The 15,816-nt window shown below is 52.7% G+C and carries 13 protein-coding genes; 11 read left to right on the forward strand and 2 right to left on the reverse strand.

What is annotated here, in order from left to right:
- The first annotated feature begins 300 nt into the window (after window positions 1-300).
- The 4 genes from MFFC18_RS08875 (at window position 301) to MFFC18_RS08890 (ending at window position 7,852) form a co-directional block, all read left to right on the forward strand.
- On the forward strand, window positions 301-1,530 hold the full coding sequence (locus tag MFFC18_RS08875; RefSeq protein ID WP_068267800.1) for an ISL3 family transposase: 1,230 nt from the start codon (window positions 301-303) through the stop codon (window positions 1,528-1,530).
- Between the two features lie 221 nt (window positions 1,531-1,751).
- Window positions 1,752-4,889, forward strand: coding sequence for a DUF1553 domain-containing protein (locus tag MFFC18_RS08880; protein WP_075082881.1), 3,138 nt, complete (start codon window positions 1,752-1,754; stop codon window positions 4,887-4,889).
- 258 nt (window positions 4,890-5,147) lie between these two features.
- Window positions 5,148-6,521 carry a DUF1501 domain-containing protein gene (locus MFFC18_RS08885; protein WP_084416868.1) on the forward strand — a complete coding sequence of 458 codons (1,374 nt, stop codon included), beginning with the start codon at window positions 5,148-5,150 and terminating at the stop codon, window positions 6,519-6,521.
- 833 nt (window positions 6,522-7,354) lie between these two features.
- Window positions 7,355-7,852 carry a low molecular weight protein-tyrosine-phosphatase gene (locus MFFC18_RS08890; protein WP_075082911.1) on the forward strand — a complete coding sequence of 166 codons (498 nt, stop codon included), beginning with the start codon at window positions 7,355-7,357 and terminating at the stop codon, window positions 7,850-7,852.
- Between the two features lie 300 nt (window positions 7,853-8,152).
- Here MFFC18_RS08890 and MFFC18_RS08895 read toward each other — a convergent pair whose 3' ends face one another.
- Together MFFC18_RS08895 and MFFC18_RS08900 are read right to left on the reverse strand one after the other, a co-directional pair.
- Entirely contained in the window at window positions 8,153-8,482 is a 330-nt protein-coding gene (locus MFFC18_RS08895) for a hypothetical protein (protein WP_075082878.1), read from the reverse strand.
- Between the two features lie 157 nt (window positions 8,483-8,639).
- Window positions 8,640-9,089: a nucleotidyltransferase gene (locus MFFC18_RS08900; protein ID WP_075082877.1), complete on the reverse strand. Its 450-nt coding sequence runs from the start codon at window positions 9,087-9,089 to the stop codon at window positions 8,640-8,642.
- 377 nt (window positions 9,090-9,466) lie between these two features.
- On the opposite strand from MFFC18_RS08900, the gene MFFC18_RS08905 reads away from it, so the two are divergent.
- The 7 genes from MFFC18_RS08905 (at window position 9,467) to MFFC18_RS08935 (ending at window position 15,814) form a co-directional block, all read left to right on the forward strand.
- Window positions 9,467-11,401 carry a recombinase family protein gene (locus tag MFFC18_RS08905; protein ID WP_162273910.1) on the forward strand — a complete coding sequence of 645 codons (1,935 nt, stop codon included), beginning with the start codon at window positions 9,467-9,469 and terminating at the stop codon, window positions 11,399-11,401.
- A 282-nt stretch (window positions 11,402-11,683) separates the two neighbouring features.
- Entirely contained in the window at window positions 11,684-11,881 is a 198-nt protein-coding gene (locus MFFC18_RS08910) for a hypothetical protein (RefSeq protein ID WP_148618748.1), read from the forward strand.
- Window positions 11,882-12,406: 525 nt separating this feature from the next.
- Window positions 12,407-12,727: a DUF1257 domain-containing protein gene (locus tag MFFC18_RS08915; protein ID WP_238381188.1), complete on the forward strand. Its 321-nt coding sequence runs from the start codon at window positions 12,407-12,409 to the stop codon at window positions 12,725-12,727.
- A 14-nt stretch (window positions 12,728-12,741) separates the two neighbouring features.
- A complete protein-coding gene (locus tag MFFC18_RS08920; RefSeq protein WP_315849985.1) occupies window positions 12,742-12,915 on the forward strand; it encodes a DUF2997 domain-containing protein in 174 nt (57 codons plus the stop codon).
- Between the two features lie 77 nt (window positions 12,916-12,992).
- The gene (locus tag MFFC18_RS08925; RefSeq protein WP_075082871.1) at window positions 12,993-14,477 is read left to right on the forward strand and encodes an AAA family ATPase; all 1,485 of its coding nucleotides are present in this window, start codon (window positions 12,993-12,995) and stop codon (window positions 14,475-14,477) included.
- A gap of 19 nt (window positions 14,478-14,496) precedes the next feature.
- Window positions 14,497-14,787, forward strand: coding sequence for a hypothetical protein (locus MFFC18_RS08930; RefSeq protein WP_075082870.1), 291 nt, complete (start codon window positions 14,497-14,499; stop codon window positions 14,785-14,787).
- Between the two features lie 73 nt (window positions 14,788-14,860).
- Window positions 14,861-15,814 carry a hypothetical protein gene (locus tag MFFC18_RS08935; protein WP_075082869.1) on the forward strand — a complete coding sequence of 318 codons (954 nt, stop codon included), beginning with the start codon at window positions 14,861-14,863 and terminating at the stop codon, window positions 15,812-15,814.
- The last annotated feature ends 2 nt before the right edge of the window (window positions 15,815-15,816 follow it).

Consider the following 15,816-nt stretch of genomic DNA (forward strand, 5'->3'; position numbering starts at 1 on the left):
GCATGAGATCTGTGATCACCTGTGTGCATCTGTGGCTTTTAAAATTCAAGCGACGTGAATGACGCGAATTGAAATGCAATGACAGGCTGGAAGCCTGGCCCACCAAGGACGTCCACGAATCACACGAATCGGCACGAATGAAAGGTGGGGTGATGGATGTTGGGCTCACGCAATGACGCAAGGTTTGGGTGGTGGGCTGCCGCATGTCCTTTGCGGCTCTGCGCCTTTGCGTGAGGCATTTATTGGGTCCATCGCGGAATTTTGTGGGTCCTGTAAAATTCTCCGAGAAGGAGAACGCAAATGCAAGACACGGAACTTTATCAACAGATCCTTGGCATTGAGACGCCTTGGGAAGTATCGAACGTTGATCTGAACATGGAACTTGGTGAGATCGTCGTTAGTGTGCGTCACGCACAAGGCACGAAGTTCTGCTGCCCTCAGTGCGATCAGAAATTGAGCTGCTATGACCATTCTCCATCGCGTCGCTGGCGTCACTTGGACAGCTGCCAATTCAAGACGATGCTGGAAGCTTCGATCCCCCGAGTGGATTGTCCCGAACACGGCGTGAAACTGGTTCAAGTTCCCTGGTCCAGTCCCAACAGTCGCTTCACGTTGATGTTCGAGGCCTTTGCGATCCGCTTGCTCAAGGCAACACAAACGATCGAAGGCGCTCGCACGATTCTGCGAACTGGCTGGGAAGCGACCTGGACGATTCTTGAGCGAGCCGTCGAGCGTGGGCAAGCTCGAAAGCAATCCAGTCCACTGCCTCACATTGGCATCGACGAGAAGTCTTTCAAGAAAGGGCAGAACTACATTACTCTGATTTACGACCTCGACAACAGTACGGTTGAAGCGATCTCCGAAGGCCACAACAAAGAGGCCGCCAACGAATGCTTTTCTCAACTTTTACCGGGTCAAATCGAAACCGTCGAAGCCATCGCGATGGACATGAGCTCTGCTTTTGTGAACGCTGCAAAGTCCAACATTCCCCTGGCAGAAACAAAGATTGTGCACGACCGTTTTCATGTGATGAAGCTGGTCAACGAAGCGGTAGACAAGGTTCGCAAGCAAGAGAACAAGCGTCTCCGCAGCGAAGGTGACGACACGCTAACAGGGACTCGTTACCTGTTTCTGAAGAACTATGACAACCTCAAGGAATCAAGCCAGCAGCGTCTTGATGCGTTGTTTTCTTTCAAACTCGAAACCGGCAAGGCATGGACTTACAAAGAGATGCTTCGCGATCTTTGGCATCACGACACCGCCAAGGAGGCGAAAGAGTTTTTCAGGTGGTGGTACCGCAAGGTGATTCACACTCGGCTGGAGCCAATGAAGAAGGTCGCACGCACGATCAAAACTCGCATCGACAACGTCGTCAGCTACTGCACCTTCAGTGGAATATCAAACGGAGTTGCCGAAGGAATCAACAGCAAGATTCAATCGATCAAGCGACGAGTTGGCGGCTACAGAAACAGGCAAAACTACAAAACAGCGATCTTCTTTTACTGCGGTGGACTCGACCTCGACCCATAGAGATCCGCGATGGACCATTTATTGCATGGGATCTATGCCTATCTGTGCGCATTTGTGGCCAAAGAAATATCGCTTTTGAATTCCGCCCGCGAATGAATGCAGTATGCTGAAATCGCGTTCACGACGCTTTCCATTTGTCGATTGCGGCGTATTGCTGTTTACGAAAACCGTCGCGTTCGTGCTACAATAGAATCTTGCAACGGGTTTAGCCAAACAAGGTTATGGGTTCGAACAAATACACTCTCGCATTGGTGACGTTGGCGGTTGTTTGGTTGCAGGCGACCAGCACCGATCTGTTGGCGCAGCAGGACGGATTCACGCCGCAGCAGTTGGAACACTTTGAAAATAAAGTCCGTCCGATTCTGGTCGAACGCTGCTACGAATGTCACGCTGACGGAGAATCGGAAGGTGGGCTGAGCCTACAGTCGCGGAATGCGATGATCGTCGGCGGCGATGCCGGAGCCGCGATCGTGCCTGGCGATCCGGAAAACAGCTTGCTGATTCAGGCGATCCACTACGGCGACGTCTATGAGATGCCGCCGGATTCAAAGATGCCGGATGAAGAGATCAAGATCCTCGAGGACTGGATCCGCGACACTGCTCCCTGGCCCAAGCACTCCGATGTCGAAATCGAAACGGCGAAGTCTTTCGACATCGAAGCGCGTGCGAAAGATCATTGGTGTTGGCAGCCCGTCACGCCGCCGCAGTTGCCCGACGGCGTTGCTGGATCCGCAGCGATTGACTTTCTGATCGAATCAAAGCTGAAAGAAAAAGGCCTGAATCCAAACGGTCCCGCGAAACGTTCCTCGCTGCTACGACGAGTCTGTTTTGACTTGACCGGACTGCCGCCGACGCAAGAATTGACTCAACAGTTCGTCATCGAGCAATCCGTTTCGCTTGAACAGATCATCGACCCGTTGCTCGAGTCGCCGCACTTTGGCGAACGCTGGGCCCGGCATTGGATGGACTTGTCGCGATACGCGGAAACGCACGGCCATGAGTTCGACTATCCGATTGCGGACGCGTGGAAGTATCGTGACTATCTGATTCGAGCCTTCAATGCCGACGTGCCTTACGATCAATTCGTGACCGAACATTTGGCGGGCGATTTGCTCGAATCACCTCGCCGCAATCCGGATTCCGATTTCGACGAATCCGTCCTGGCCACCGGGTTCTGGTTCCTGGGAGAAGCCACGCACGGTCCGGTGGATTCAAAGGCCGATGAGTCCGCGAGAGTCGACAATCAGATCGATGTGATGTGCCGATCGTTCGTCGGGCTGACCGTTGCCTGTGCTCGATGTCACGATCACAAATTCGATGCCATCTCGACGCAGGACTACTACGCGTTGTCCGGATTTTTGCAGAGCTCGCGAAAGTATCGTGCGGTGGTCGACAAGGATCGAGTTTTCGAAAACGCTGCTAGGAAGGTTGCTCCGATTCGACACCGTTTTGCGACGCTAACGGAAGCCTTTCGCGATTCGCTGGCCAACACTGATGTCGACGTCGCGGCCAATCGTTTGCAAGTGGTTCTGTCGGGCGACGACGATGCGAAGAAAGAGAAACTGAGTCAGGCCATCGCCAGTGCGCCCGTCCTCAATCGCCACCCGGAGTACGTGGAAGTTGACCTGGACGCGATCGACCCCGAAGTCATTTCCAACACGGAAGTCCCGCTCGACCCACGGTACTGGAAAACGGAAGGCCAGGCGTTTGCCAATGCTGGCCCGTCGATGATTGTCGGCGAGTCGCTGCAATGGCCTCATCCGAACACGATCTCCAGTGCCGGAAATGGAATGAAGTTCGCGGGAATGGCTCACAGTTCGACTTTCGAGATCAAACACAAATTCATTCACGTTCGCATCAAGGCAAAGAAAGCTCGCGTCGAACTGGTCGTCGACGGTTGTCGAATGCTGGAGCACAACGCGATCCTGTTCAACGGGCTGATCCATAAAGACGTGAACCATGACGAATATCAATGGCTGACGATTGGCAAGGAATTGTATCTGCACCTCGGCAGCCGAGCCTGGTTGGAGTTCACGGATCCGGGCGACGGATATTTTGCGGTGGATCGAGTTGTTATTTCTCCCGACGGTCGTCCTCCACAGGAGGATCCGGCTGAGGCTGCTGTTACCTGGAAGGATCGAACCGATGGCGATCCGCTGTCGCGAGCCAAGGAGACGTTTGCACTGGTGAAAGACGCCATGCACGGTCCGCACGCGGAAGAGGTCATGTCGTGGGTGCTAGAATCCGGGCTGGACGAAGTCCTCGTTGGTGGCCCGGTCGGAACTGGAATTCGGGATTGTCGTCAGTCGATCGTCGATATCAACAACAAGCTACCGCGTCCGTCGAAAGCGTTGGCGATTACGGATGGATTCCCTGAGAACGAACATGTTTTCGTTCGTGGCAATCACAAAATGTTAGGCAAGGTTGCTCCGCGACAGTTCCTGACCGCGATCGTTGACGAAGATTCGGGCTTCGATCGTGAAAGCGGTAGCGGACGACTGCGATTGGCCAATCAGATCGTCGATCCCTCCAATCCGCTGACCTCACGCGTCATCGTGAATCGCGTTTGGCATCACCTGTTCGGCCGCGGCATCGTGCGTTCGGTCGACAACTTCGGAGTGCTCGGCGACGAACCTTCGCATCCTGAATTGCTGGACCACCTGGCAGACGGATTCGTGGAAAACGGCTGGTCGATCAAGCGGCTGGTGAAGAAAATTCTGCTGACCGACGCCTACCAACGTAGCAGTACGCCATCGGAATCCGGTCAGGAACTGGATCCGGACAATGTTTACCTGTCTCGAACCAACGTGCGACGATTGCAGGGGGAAGCCATCCGCGATTCGATGTTGGCAGCCTCAGGGCGGTTGGACAAAAAGATGTATGGGCCTTCGGTTCGCATCCACGTCACGTCTTTCATGCAAGGCCGCGGGCGTCCTGGAAAGTCCGGACCGATCGACGGGGAAGGGCGGCGCAGCATTTACATCGAAACGCGGCGTAACTTCCTGTCGCCGATGATGCTAGCTTTCGATACTCCGATTCCGTTCAACGCGATCGGACTACGCACGGTCTCCAATGTCCCGGCCCAGGCTTTGATTTTGATGAACGATCCCTTCGTCCTGCAGCAGGCTGAGAAATTCGCCGGCAAGGCGTTGCAGTCAGCCGACGATGTCGATGGCCGGATCGAGTTCGTTTACTTGAGTGCGATGGCGCGAAAGCCGATTGAAAGCGAATTGGAGAAAGCGAAAACGTTCATCACGACGCACGCCAATCGACTGGACGCGGATGTTGATTCGCCGGAAGTTTGGAAGGACTTCTGTCACGTCGTGTTTAATACCAAAGAGTTTATCTATTTGAATTAGGCACTGTACATGAGCGGCAAGGCGCTAGCCGCCGGTGAAAACGTAACGGACCGGCGGCTAGCGCCTTGCCGCTCACAATTACCAAACAATGCCTGGTCGACCGGCAAATTTTAGGGGGCGATTGATCAAAGCAACCAATTGCCAGAAGAACCGATCGCGGACCATCACGGTTGAGAAAGCTAAACGCTCATGAAACGAAACCGAAAAAACTCAGCTCACTGCGGAAACTTCCGTCCAATGGCAATGTCGCGCCGTGACATGCTTCGCCAAGCCGCTTGTGGATTCGGAGGCGTGGCTCTATCCAGCATGTTGGCGCAGTCATCGATGGCTGGTTCGCGCGACGTTCCAGTTCTCGGCGATCCGCACTATCCGGCGAAAGTCAAAAGCGTCATCTTTCTCTACATGGACGGCGGCCCCAGCCAGGTCGATACCTTCGACCCCAAAGAACGGCTGACCAAAGACAACGGCAAACCCTTCGCCGCCAAACGCGAACCGACTCAGTTCAACAACGCAGGCAACACGCTGGGCAGTCCGTGGAAATTCAACCAGTATGGCGAATCCGGAATTCCGGTCAGCGATCTGTTCAAACACGTGGCTCAACACGTCGACGATCTGGCCGTCGTTCGATCGATGACCAGCAATTTCTCTGAACATACCAATGCCAATTACTTCCTGCACACCGGTTCCGGATTGCAGGGCCGGCCGAGCATGGGGGCCTGGACCAGCTATGGTTTGGGTAGCGAAAATCAGGACTTGCCAGGCTTCGTCGTGCTCAACGGAGGCCTCGTTCCGCCGGGCGGGTTGGATAACTTCAACAGTGGGTTCCTCCCCGCGGCCTTTCAGGGTTCGACGTTTCAATCCGGAGACATGCCGGTCGCCAACATTCTGCCTCAAGAGAAGAAGCCCGGATTGCAGCGAGCGAAGCTTGATCTGTTGGCGTCGCTCGATCAATCCGCGATGCAACGCGATGGCGTGCATGATCAACTCGAATCGGCGATCAAAAATTATGAGCTGGCGTTTCGAATGCAATCGGCTGTTCCCGATCTGACCAATCTGGACGATGAAACCGCGGCGACAAAAGAAGCTTACGGGATGAACGCGAAATTCGAGCCGACTCAGATTTATGCTCGGCAATGTTTGTTGGCCAGACGACTGGTCGAACGTGGTGTCAGGTTCATCGAGTTGACTTGTCCCAAAGTCCGCGGTGATCGCTGGGATCAACACGATGGGCTCCGTGACGGACACGAAAAGAATGCTCTGGCTGTCGATCAACCCATCGGCGCGTTGTTGGCTGATTTGAAACAACGAGGCCTGTTTGAGGAAACGTTGGTGATTTGGACCGGAGAGTTCGGCAGGACCCCCTTTGCGCAGGGGAAGAATGGTCGCGATCACAACCCGTATGGATTTAGCTCGTGGTTAGCCGGCGGCGGCATCAAGGGCGGCACCATTTACGGCGCGACGGACGAATTTGGCTACCGAGCGATCGAAAACAAAGTCGAGATTCACGATCTGCATGCGACAATGTTGCACCTGTTGGGCGTGGATCACGAAAGGCTCACGTTTCGTTGGTCCGGTCGCGACATGCGGTTAACGGACGTTCACGGAAAACTGATCGACGGAATTTTGGCTTAGAACTTCAGTTCGTCCGTTAAGGTTCGCCCGCCGTGGCGGTTCTAGTTGTGGCAAAATTGGTGAGGCTGTCGGTTAGTGAATTTCAAATTCGGTGACCGGCAGCTTTTTTTTGTTGGCTCTGTTCGGTAGCGACAGAAGACGGCGTCGGTGGGTTCGAAAGTTGTCCACGAATCACACGAATCGCCACGAATATGAATGCAAATTGCGTAGCGTCGGGTGGGCCAGGCTTCCAGCCTGTCATTGCATTCAATTCGCGTCCGATTCGCGTCATTCGCGGGCCACCTACTCCCGCCATTCGAAACCACCACAGATCCAGTGCAACCAACGCCTCACGCAAAGGCGCAGAGGCGCAAAGGACATGCACCTCATCTGTGGTTTCCACGCACCTCATTCGTGCCGATTCGTGTGATTCGTGGACGTCAAAACTTCTGGTGGGCAAGGCTTCCAGCCTGTCAATGCATTTCAATTCGCGTCCCATTCGCGTTATTCGCGGGCCCCGACTCCCGCAACTCGAAGCCATCACAGATCCAGTGCAACCAATGCCTCACGCAAAGGCGCAGACGCGCAAAGGACATGCAGCCAAGCACCTCATCTGTAGCAATCTGTGTCCATCCGCAGCTTCCCCCATCAACCCGAACTCATTCGTGCCGATTCGTGTGATTCGTGGACTTCCAATCCCTCGGTGGGCCAAGCTTCCAGCCTGTCATCGCATTAATTCACGTCCCATTCGCGTCATTCGCGGGCAAACCACTCACAGGTCATCCCATCCAAACCTTCACGTGTTATCATTCGACGAAACAGACACAGATTCTGATACCTTGAATGTTCCTCCGATGACCGCTCCCAAATCCGTACTCTTCGTCTGCCTTGGAAACATCTGTCGGTCGCCGACTGGAGAAGGCGTGCTGCAGAACCTGGTCGAACAGCGAGGCCTCGAAGACCAAATCCAAATCGATTCTGCTGGCACGATTGGCTACCACGAAGGCAACCCCGCCGATCGCCGCATGCGAAACCACGCGTCGCAACGAGGCTACGACCTGCTCAGCCGATCACGGAAGATAACCGCCGACGATCTGGAGCGATTTGACTTGGTCATCGCGATGGACCGGCAGAACCTCGCCGACATAATGTCGATCGACTCATCTGCCGAAAACGTTCGACTACTCAGCCACTTCCTTGACGACAATTGGCCGGAAGACGTACCCGATCCGTATTACGGTGGAGCCGACGGGTTTGAGACAGTGCTCGACATGATCGAAGCCGCCTGTCCCGCGATTCTGGATCGACTGCTCGGTCGCGAATTCGAATCTCCTGCCGAAACCAACCAATAAAAGAACACGGCAGACAAAAATTCAGCGCGAGGGACTTAGGAATACGGATCAGCACTGATCGCACGCCAGACGCTGTTTGTTAAATGTGAGCGGCAAGGCGCTAGCCGCCGTTCAAAAAGCGCAACGGACCGCCGGCCACGACATGAAAATCAATTTATCAGACAGTGCCTGGTGAAATCCTCAGGCGTTCCAGCCCTGAATCTGAGTACGTTGCAAACGGAGGCCACTGCGATGCCCAACCGCCACGGGTTGCCGAGGCTGCAGCGTAAGAACCATGTTAGGTGACTGTTTGGCGACGCGCTACTTGTCGCTCGGCCAATAGTTGAACTTGCGAAGCCGATTGAGTGCAAGTAATTGAGTTCTGCCACGGTTGTCGGTCATAACGACGTATCCGGGCAAAAACTCGATTGAATCTACCGCCAGTTCTTCGCTTCCGGATGCCGAGCTTGGGCCGGTCTCGTACATGTAGTCGACAGTGACGTTTCGGACAATATCGTCACCATGCGATTCCGTCGTCCGGGAGGACAGCCAGCATGCGCCGACGACGACAGCACCGACCAAAAACCCTACTGCGATCAGTACGATCGGAGGTGTTGGAGCGGCATCATTGGGTTTTAGTTCGTTGTTCATTTCAATGTTCGCCGAACGATAGGTTTTAAGACACCGTCCTAAACGAAGCGAACGATGCCTGAACTACCGGAAATTGTACCAAGGCTTTGGCTCGTTACCAAAGAGTCAAGGTGTGCCGAAGGCCTCAGTGTAAAAACCAGGTTGTTGGACCATCTTGCTACGAATTGGTAGGGTCAAGGGTTTCTGCATCTGCAATATCTTTGGGACGCCCACAAGCTCTTATGTTTACGATCAAATCGTCGCGGCCGATCACGCAAAGTTCAATACCATCGATTTCAATAGAAAGCCGGTTGCCCCACGCCTGATCGAAGTCAACGCCAGAAATTGCCGTCAGTATGTCAATTCGTGAAGGTTCGACACCGATCTGAAAGACCATGCCGGGTTTAGCCAAGTCATCAATTGTTAGATCGTGAGGCGGTGCTCCAAATTCAGCGAGGACGCGGTAGACACGGGGCGCAGTTTCGGAGCTCGGACGAACCCAAAGATCGAGGTCGCCAGTAGCGCGTGGATGGCCATGGGCAGCGACGGCATAAGCACCGACGAGCAGGAAATCAATCTTCGCGCCGGATAACGCGCGCAACATGTCTTTGAAGTCGGGGTTGAACAACGTTTGGCTCCTTGAATGCCCAAGCGGTTAGTGTCAAAGGCCAAACCATGAGCAAACGCTCAGCCGGGGTTGCGTTGGGAGCACCTGAGTCGAGTCCCTGTTGATCTAGCGTCGTGAGCTTCACAACGGAACGGTCCATTCGTGGGAGTGAGGCCATGGCATTCCTTTTGACTGAGGTCCGACAACGGAAGGTTTTTACGATACCTTTGCACGGATTTTAAGAACCACGCAAAAACGTGAGTCTACTCGGTAAATTCCGAGGATTCAACCACATTTGTGATTCGGATCTGTGGTCAAGTTTGGTCAACAATTGTCATCCTTAGTCATCTGTTTTGGCACACTGTGTCAACGTCGCGGTCTCCGATATGGAGAACCCTATGTCGTTTTATGACTATACGAAACCGAAGAATGGCACCAAATTCGAAGGAATCGGTGTCGCGCGTATCTCTGGTGAGAATCAGGATGAAAAGTCTTGGGAGGATCAAGAGGCGTTTTATCGGGAATGGCTGGATCGCACTTACGGACGCGACAACTACGAGTTGCGAGTGATCGCATATCAGGGAAGTGGTCAAATCTTGGACCACACGGAGTTTCTCGAACTCTGCGATCTGGTGGCAACAGGAGACTACGATTTCGTGATCGCTGAAGATCTGAGTCGTATCATCCGTCGGCTCCAGGCAGTCATCTTCTGTGAAGAAGCGGAAGCTTTGGGAACCCGTGTTGTTGGTATTGGGGATCCGGTGGATACCTCCATCGAAGGTTGGGAATACGCCGCAGTTTTCACATCTCTGAAGAACAAAGCGTTTTGCAAAGATACCGCACGCCGCATTCGGAGGACTCTGCGGAACCGCTTCGCCAATGGTGAGATCGTTATGTGTCTCCAGTATGGGTACATCAAACCGCATCCAGGGGCTTCGGATGAAGAGGTCCAAAAAGATCCTGAGGCTGATGCCGTTTATGAGAAGTGGGTTTCCATGCTTGAAGACGACGCAACCTATGCTGAAGTCGCTCGTTGGTTGAACTCAGAAAATGTTCCGACTGGAAAGTACTGCACAGAAGACAAGTGGACAGGTGCCATGGTGAAACGCCTGACATACAACCCGATTCTTAAAGGTGAAAGGCATCGCAACAAGAAAAAAGTTCGACGGAAGCAGAATGGTCGCCCAGAGTGCATTAATGCTCCGCCAGAGGAGTTGTTGGTCCGCCAGGTTCCGCATCTGGCTTTTTTTGAGCCTGACCGCTGGGATCGTTTGATTCGCAAGTTGGATGAGCGCAACAAGAAGTACCAGCGATCAAAGGAGCGAAAAAACGACCCTCGTGCAGGTGTTGCTCGGAAGCGGACACGTTGGCCGGGGCAACACCTTCGTTGTGGCGTCTGTGGGCGAATTTTTGTTCATGGCGGACATGGACGCAAAGGGCGGATGATGTGCAATGGCGCGCGTGTATACACATGCTGGAATGCAATGTCCGTTGATGCCGCTCAAGTAGCCGAAGTGGTCACAAGTGACATTCGCGAATTGGTTCGCGGGCTTCCTTCTTTCGACGTGCATTGGGTAACTGAGTACGAAAACCAACGTGCTCAATTTCGAGCTGCTCAGGATGCTGAATTGGGGCGTATTGAAAAGGAGTTGGCGAAGGAAAAAGGGGCCCTTGAGAATTTCCTTGCGGCGCTTGGTGAACTCGGTTCAAGTCCTTCTGTTTTGCAGAAGGTGAAATCTTGTGAATCCAAAATCCAACTGCTGGAAGATCGGAGGTACCAACTTGAGCAAGATTGCGGACAGCGTGAAGAACTTCCATCACTGGAAGAGATCACTGCCGTGTCAGATGAAACATTCAGCAATCTGGCAGTTGAGTGCGAGGAATTTGGAAGACTGATGAAATCTGTCGTTACGGAATTCTTTGTATTGCCGTATCAGCTTGCAAATGGAGGACATGTGCAGCCACGGATTGCATTTCGAATTTGTCTGGCTCCATTGGTAGGAAGTTCTGATATGGAGTTGCTGCAATTTGATCGGATTGTTGACTTGGCCAAAAAGCCAAAGCGTCTTCGATTCCTCAATGACGTTGTTCGGATGGTCAATACTGGTGAAAAGCATGTTGACGTGGCAGAAAAGCTTGGGATTTTCAAAACGGAAGTTGGCTATGCGATGGCTCTGCATCGTCGAATGCAAGAGCTCGGCGTCGCCGATCCATGGATTCCTGTCGTCGATGAAAGCCAGGCAGCCCGTTACTTCAAGAGAGTTCGCAACTCGGTGTTCAAGTTTGAACCCCTGGAGGGGTTTGAGTCAACGCGGCACCCACGCGCCGAGTAGCGATTGAAATTTTTGACAATTTACTACTTTCAACCTCCGGATGGTCATTGGCTATCCGGATTTTTTTATGCAAAGGAGCAAATGAGAAACACAAACATGAATCTCAACGATTTGATACGCATTTGGATGGAAGCATGCTTCAAAAATGCGATGCGAACGAGCAATGCCAGCAAGCAATCAAGTGATGAACCGCCTAAAACCAAACCCCGATCTAAATAAACGCCCGAAATGCGTCATGTGTATGTGAAGGGTGTTAGCACGCAGACCAACAAAGGAGGAATCTTGATCACAGCATTCGTCAGCGGCAACTCAATTTTGATCCTTGTGCTGACCGTTCTCTTTATCCGTGAACGAAGTCGGCGAAAGGCATTGGAAGAGCTGCTACGACAAACCATCAACTATTGGAGAAATGCTTATGAAGCAAATGTTGGCGGTGGGAACATTGATCCTGACCACAACAATGACGCTCGGATGCAGTAGTGAATCCGAGCGGATGGCCAACATGGCCGAACGAATGGTTCGTTCACAAAACGATGTCAATTCAAACGTCGTGAGGACGAACGAGAACTTCGTTGATCTCAACAAAGAACTTCAAAAGGAAAGGACATGCTTACAGAATGAACGGTTCGCACTCAACGAACAATTTGAAAGGCTGGAGCAGGATCGCCGAGACATTCATCGGCAGCGAAGATCAGAACTGGCCTGGTCAGAGGGCTTTCGCTTTCTGGCAGTCGTAATCGCGGCAATCTCGCCGCTTTTATTATGCGCCTACCTGATCTGGAGTTCGGCACAGAGTTCGGTGAAACAGGAGGAAGTCAACTCCATCCTGATTCATGAACTTGTGTCGACCACGCCACGATTGATCGCGGCGCCGAACTTACGGCTCATCGATGAATCAAAAGAAAGCGGTCGTGCGAATTTGCAAACCAAACAGAATCCTAAACAAGGAGATACAACATCTCACACATCGTAAAGATACAGACCGAAGTGCGAAGTGAGGCTGCCGTGCAATCGGCATGCAAGCGACTTCATTTACCCAAGGCAACTCGTGGTACGTTCGAGCTTTACAACTCGAAGGAGACCGGACTTGGATTCGAGTTGCCGAATTGGAAGTATCCTGTTGTCGCCAATACGGAGACTGGCGAACTTCGATTTGACAACTACAACGGACGCTGGGGTTCGCAAGAATTCCTTGATCAGTTCTTGCAAGCTTATGCCGCTGAACAGGTCAAAATCGAAGCGCGAAAGAAAGGCCACTCTGTGGTCGAACAGCGACTCGATAACGGATCTATCAAACTCACAGTCCGCGTGGGAGGTGTAGCTTGAAGACTATCGAAATTGTGGTTTCACCAAATGGTGAAAGCCAAGTCGAAACCAAGGGCTTTGACGGGAATAGCTGCCGAGAAGGAAGCAAGTTTATCGAGTCAGCTCTCGGTAAACGCTCAGGTGAAACGTTGAAGCCTGAGTTCCATACCCAAACACCGTCACAGAACTCCGTTGAGAATTCTAACTAAGCAGTGACGGACAACAAAAACCAAACGGCTGTAATTCCACAAGCGGGATTGCAGCCGTTTCTTATTTCAAAGGACAAATCATGTTGAAAGAAAAGCTTCACGAGCTGGTGTCCGCATGCTTTACAGGCATTTGGATTGAGACTCATGAAACCCACGAAGCGGCTGCCGAGATTCGGCAGCTTTGCCAAGAGCAAGACTGGCAGTTGGCGACGTGGGATATTGATCGAGGCCTGGTTGTTGGCACTGGTGAAAACTTGCTAGAGGCGAATGATCCGCTGGCAGCGATCAAGGCCGTTAATGCGATGGCAACAAACGATGGAGCAGCCGTATTGGTAATGAACAACTTGCACAAGTTCATCTCGTCGACGGAAGTCCTTCAGGCTTTGCAGCACCAACTGCTGTCGGGAAAACAAGACCGAACCATCGTAATCGGCTTGTCTCCAACAGCCCAGATCCCTAACGAATTGGAAAAGCTGTTCGTCGTCATCGAGCATGCGCTACCCAATCGTGAACAGCTTGAAGAAATTGTTCGTTCGATCGCAACCGAAGAAGGCGAGTTTCCGGACGGAGCGAAGCTTGAAACGGTACTCGATGCTGCGGCCGGGCTAACTCGACTTGAAGCGGAAAATGCTTTTAGCCTTAGCTTGGTACGCCAAGGTCGCATCGAGCCAGATGCGATCTGGGAGTTGAAGGCGGGAATGCTGAAGAAGTCAGGATTGATGCAGCTCTATCACGGTGAAGAAGACTTCAATTCGTTGGGCGGCCTCGAAAACTTGAAGGCGTTCACGAAGCGATGTTTGCTTCAACCGAACCGGGACAAGCCGTTGAGGCGACCACGCGGTGTCTTGTTGCTGGGTGTACCTGGTACCGGCAAGTCGGCATTCGCAAAAAGCCTTGGCAAGGAGACGGACCGGCCAACGCTTGTTCTCGATATTGGTGCGCTCATGGGAAGCCTTGTAGGCCAAACTGAGGCGAACATCCGACGGGCTCTTCAGATCGCTGATGCGATGGCGCCTTGCATCCTGTTTGTCGACGAGTTGGAAAAGGCACTGAGCGGCGCAGCGGGTTCTGGCCAATCAGATTCGGGAGTGTCGTCTCGCTTGTTTGGAACGTTGCTTTCCTGGATGAACGACCATACCTCGAACGTTTACTTGGTTGCCACTTGCAACGACATCAGCAAGATACCGCCTGAGCTGACACGAGCCGAACGCTTCGACGGAATCGTTTTTCTAGATCTTCCAAGCCGCGAAGAAAAAGGCGCAATCTGGCAGCAGTATATCTCGACGTTTGAGCTTGATAGAGATCAGTCTCTTCCTAATGACAAAGGATGGACGGGGGCCGAAGTGCGAGCTTGCTGTCGATTGTCAGCACTGCTTGATGTCCCGCTCAAACAGGCGGCAACCAACGTTGTTCCTGTTTCTGCAACGGCAGGTGAGTCCGTAGAACGACTTCGCACCTGGGCCAACGGACGATGCCTTGATGCAGAGAAAGGAGGGATCTATCAGTACCGCAAAAGTTCCAGTTCGCGACGCAAGGTCAGACGCGATCCGTCGCTTAACTAAGAAACGAAAGGGACCCGTCATGTTGAACTCCAAACATCTGGCAATTGTTCGGGCGGCACTGACCTACTGGGATGAAGAAATGGGAGCCGAGTCTCACGACGTCTATCGGCATTACCTGCATTCGCGAGACAAGGACACTGTGTTTACTCCGGACGACGTTGCTTCGGTTCGTTCGTACTTCAACGCCGTCGATCATCGGCGTGGCTTGCTGAACGTGCAAACGGGAAAACTTTTGCTTGTCACATTCGAGGACGAGCCCCCGGTGCCTAAAGAGCCCGACCAGAAAATCGTTAGCGTCCTGTTTCATTGACGCTATTTATGTTCACACCAATTCAAAGCCCTCGGCAAATTTGCTGGGGGCTTTTTTCATTCAAGGAGAAAACATGAGTACAGCCATTGAAGCTGAAACCGCACAAGAATCGACCACCGAAACTTCGGCAGTCAATCGTGTGCGAGACAACTTTCTTGCGTGCAGAGTCAAATTCAAATGGTTCGGCACTAGCAAATCGCTTACCTCAGATCAGAAGTCACGTGCTGCAGAATCGTTCGGCGCCGAAGGGGCAGCGATTAGCGCTGCCAAACGACTGATTGATACGAAGCACGAAAGCTACCGGGCGCTGACCTCGATCAAAAGTCAAATCAATCGCTACTGGCGAGACTCAAGCCTACCTTACCCGGAGAGCGGGATTAGGCTGATTCGGAACGAGGCCGTCGATGATTTCAATTCGTCGCTGCTTGGGTTCAAAGGTCAGCTCGAAGCTGCCGTAGTCGAACTCGACAACCACTTCTGGGACTTGAAAGAGGCGGCCAGAATTCATCTTGGATCACTCTTTGATCAGGACGACTATCCTTCGACCCTTTCAAATGAGTTCGATGTCTCTTGGGACTTCCCTTCTGTGGATGCGCCAGACTACCTGAGGCGACTCAGCCCATCCATTTACCAGCGAGAATGCGATCGGGTACGGTCGCAGTTCTCCAACGCGGTTGAATTGGCTGAGCAAATGTTCCAGGAGCAGCTCGCTGAACTGGTTGAGCATCTGGTCGAACGGCTTTCGTCTGACGAAAGCGGAAAGCAAAAGACGTTTCGCGATTCGACGATCACGAACCTTGTTGACTTCTTTGCGAGGTTTCGTGAGTTGAACATTGGCAACAGCGAGGAGCTTGACCAATTGGTCGAACAAGCTCAGTCGGTTGTCCGTGGCGTCCAGCCACAAAGCCTCCGAGACAACGATGCTCTTCGGCAACGAATCGCCAGTCAGATGTCAGCTGTCCAGGCAAGTCTTGACGGCATGATGATTGATCGTCCACGCCGTAACATTCTTCGGAAAGCGAGGTGACC

This window comes from Mariniblastus fucicola (genome assembly GCF_008087665.1).
Taxonomy (GTDB): Bacteria; Planctomycetota; Planctomycetia; order Pirellulales; family Pirellulaceae; genus Mariniblastus; species Mariniblastus fucicola.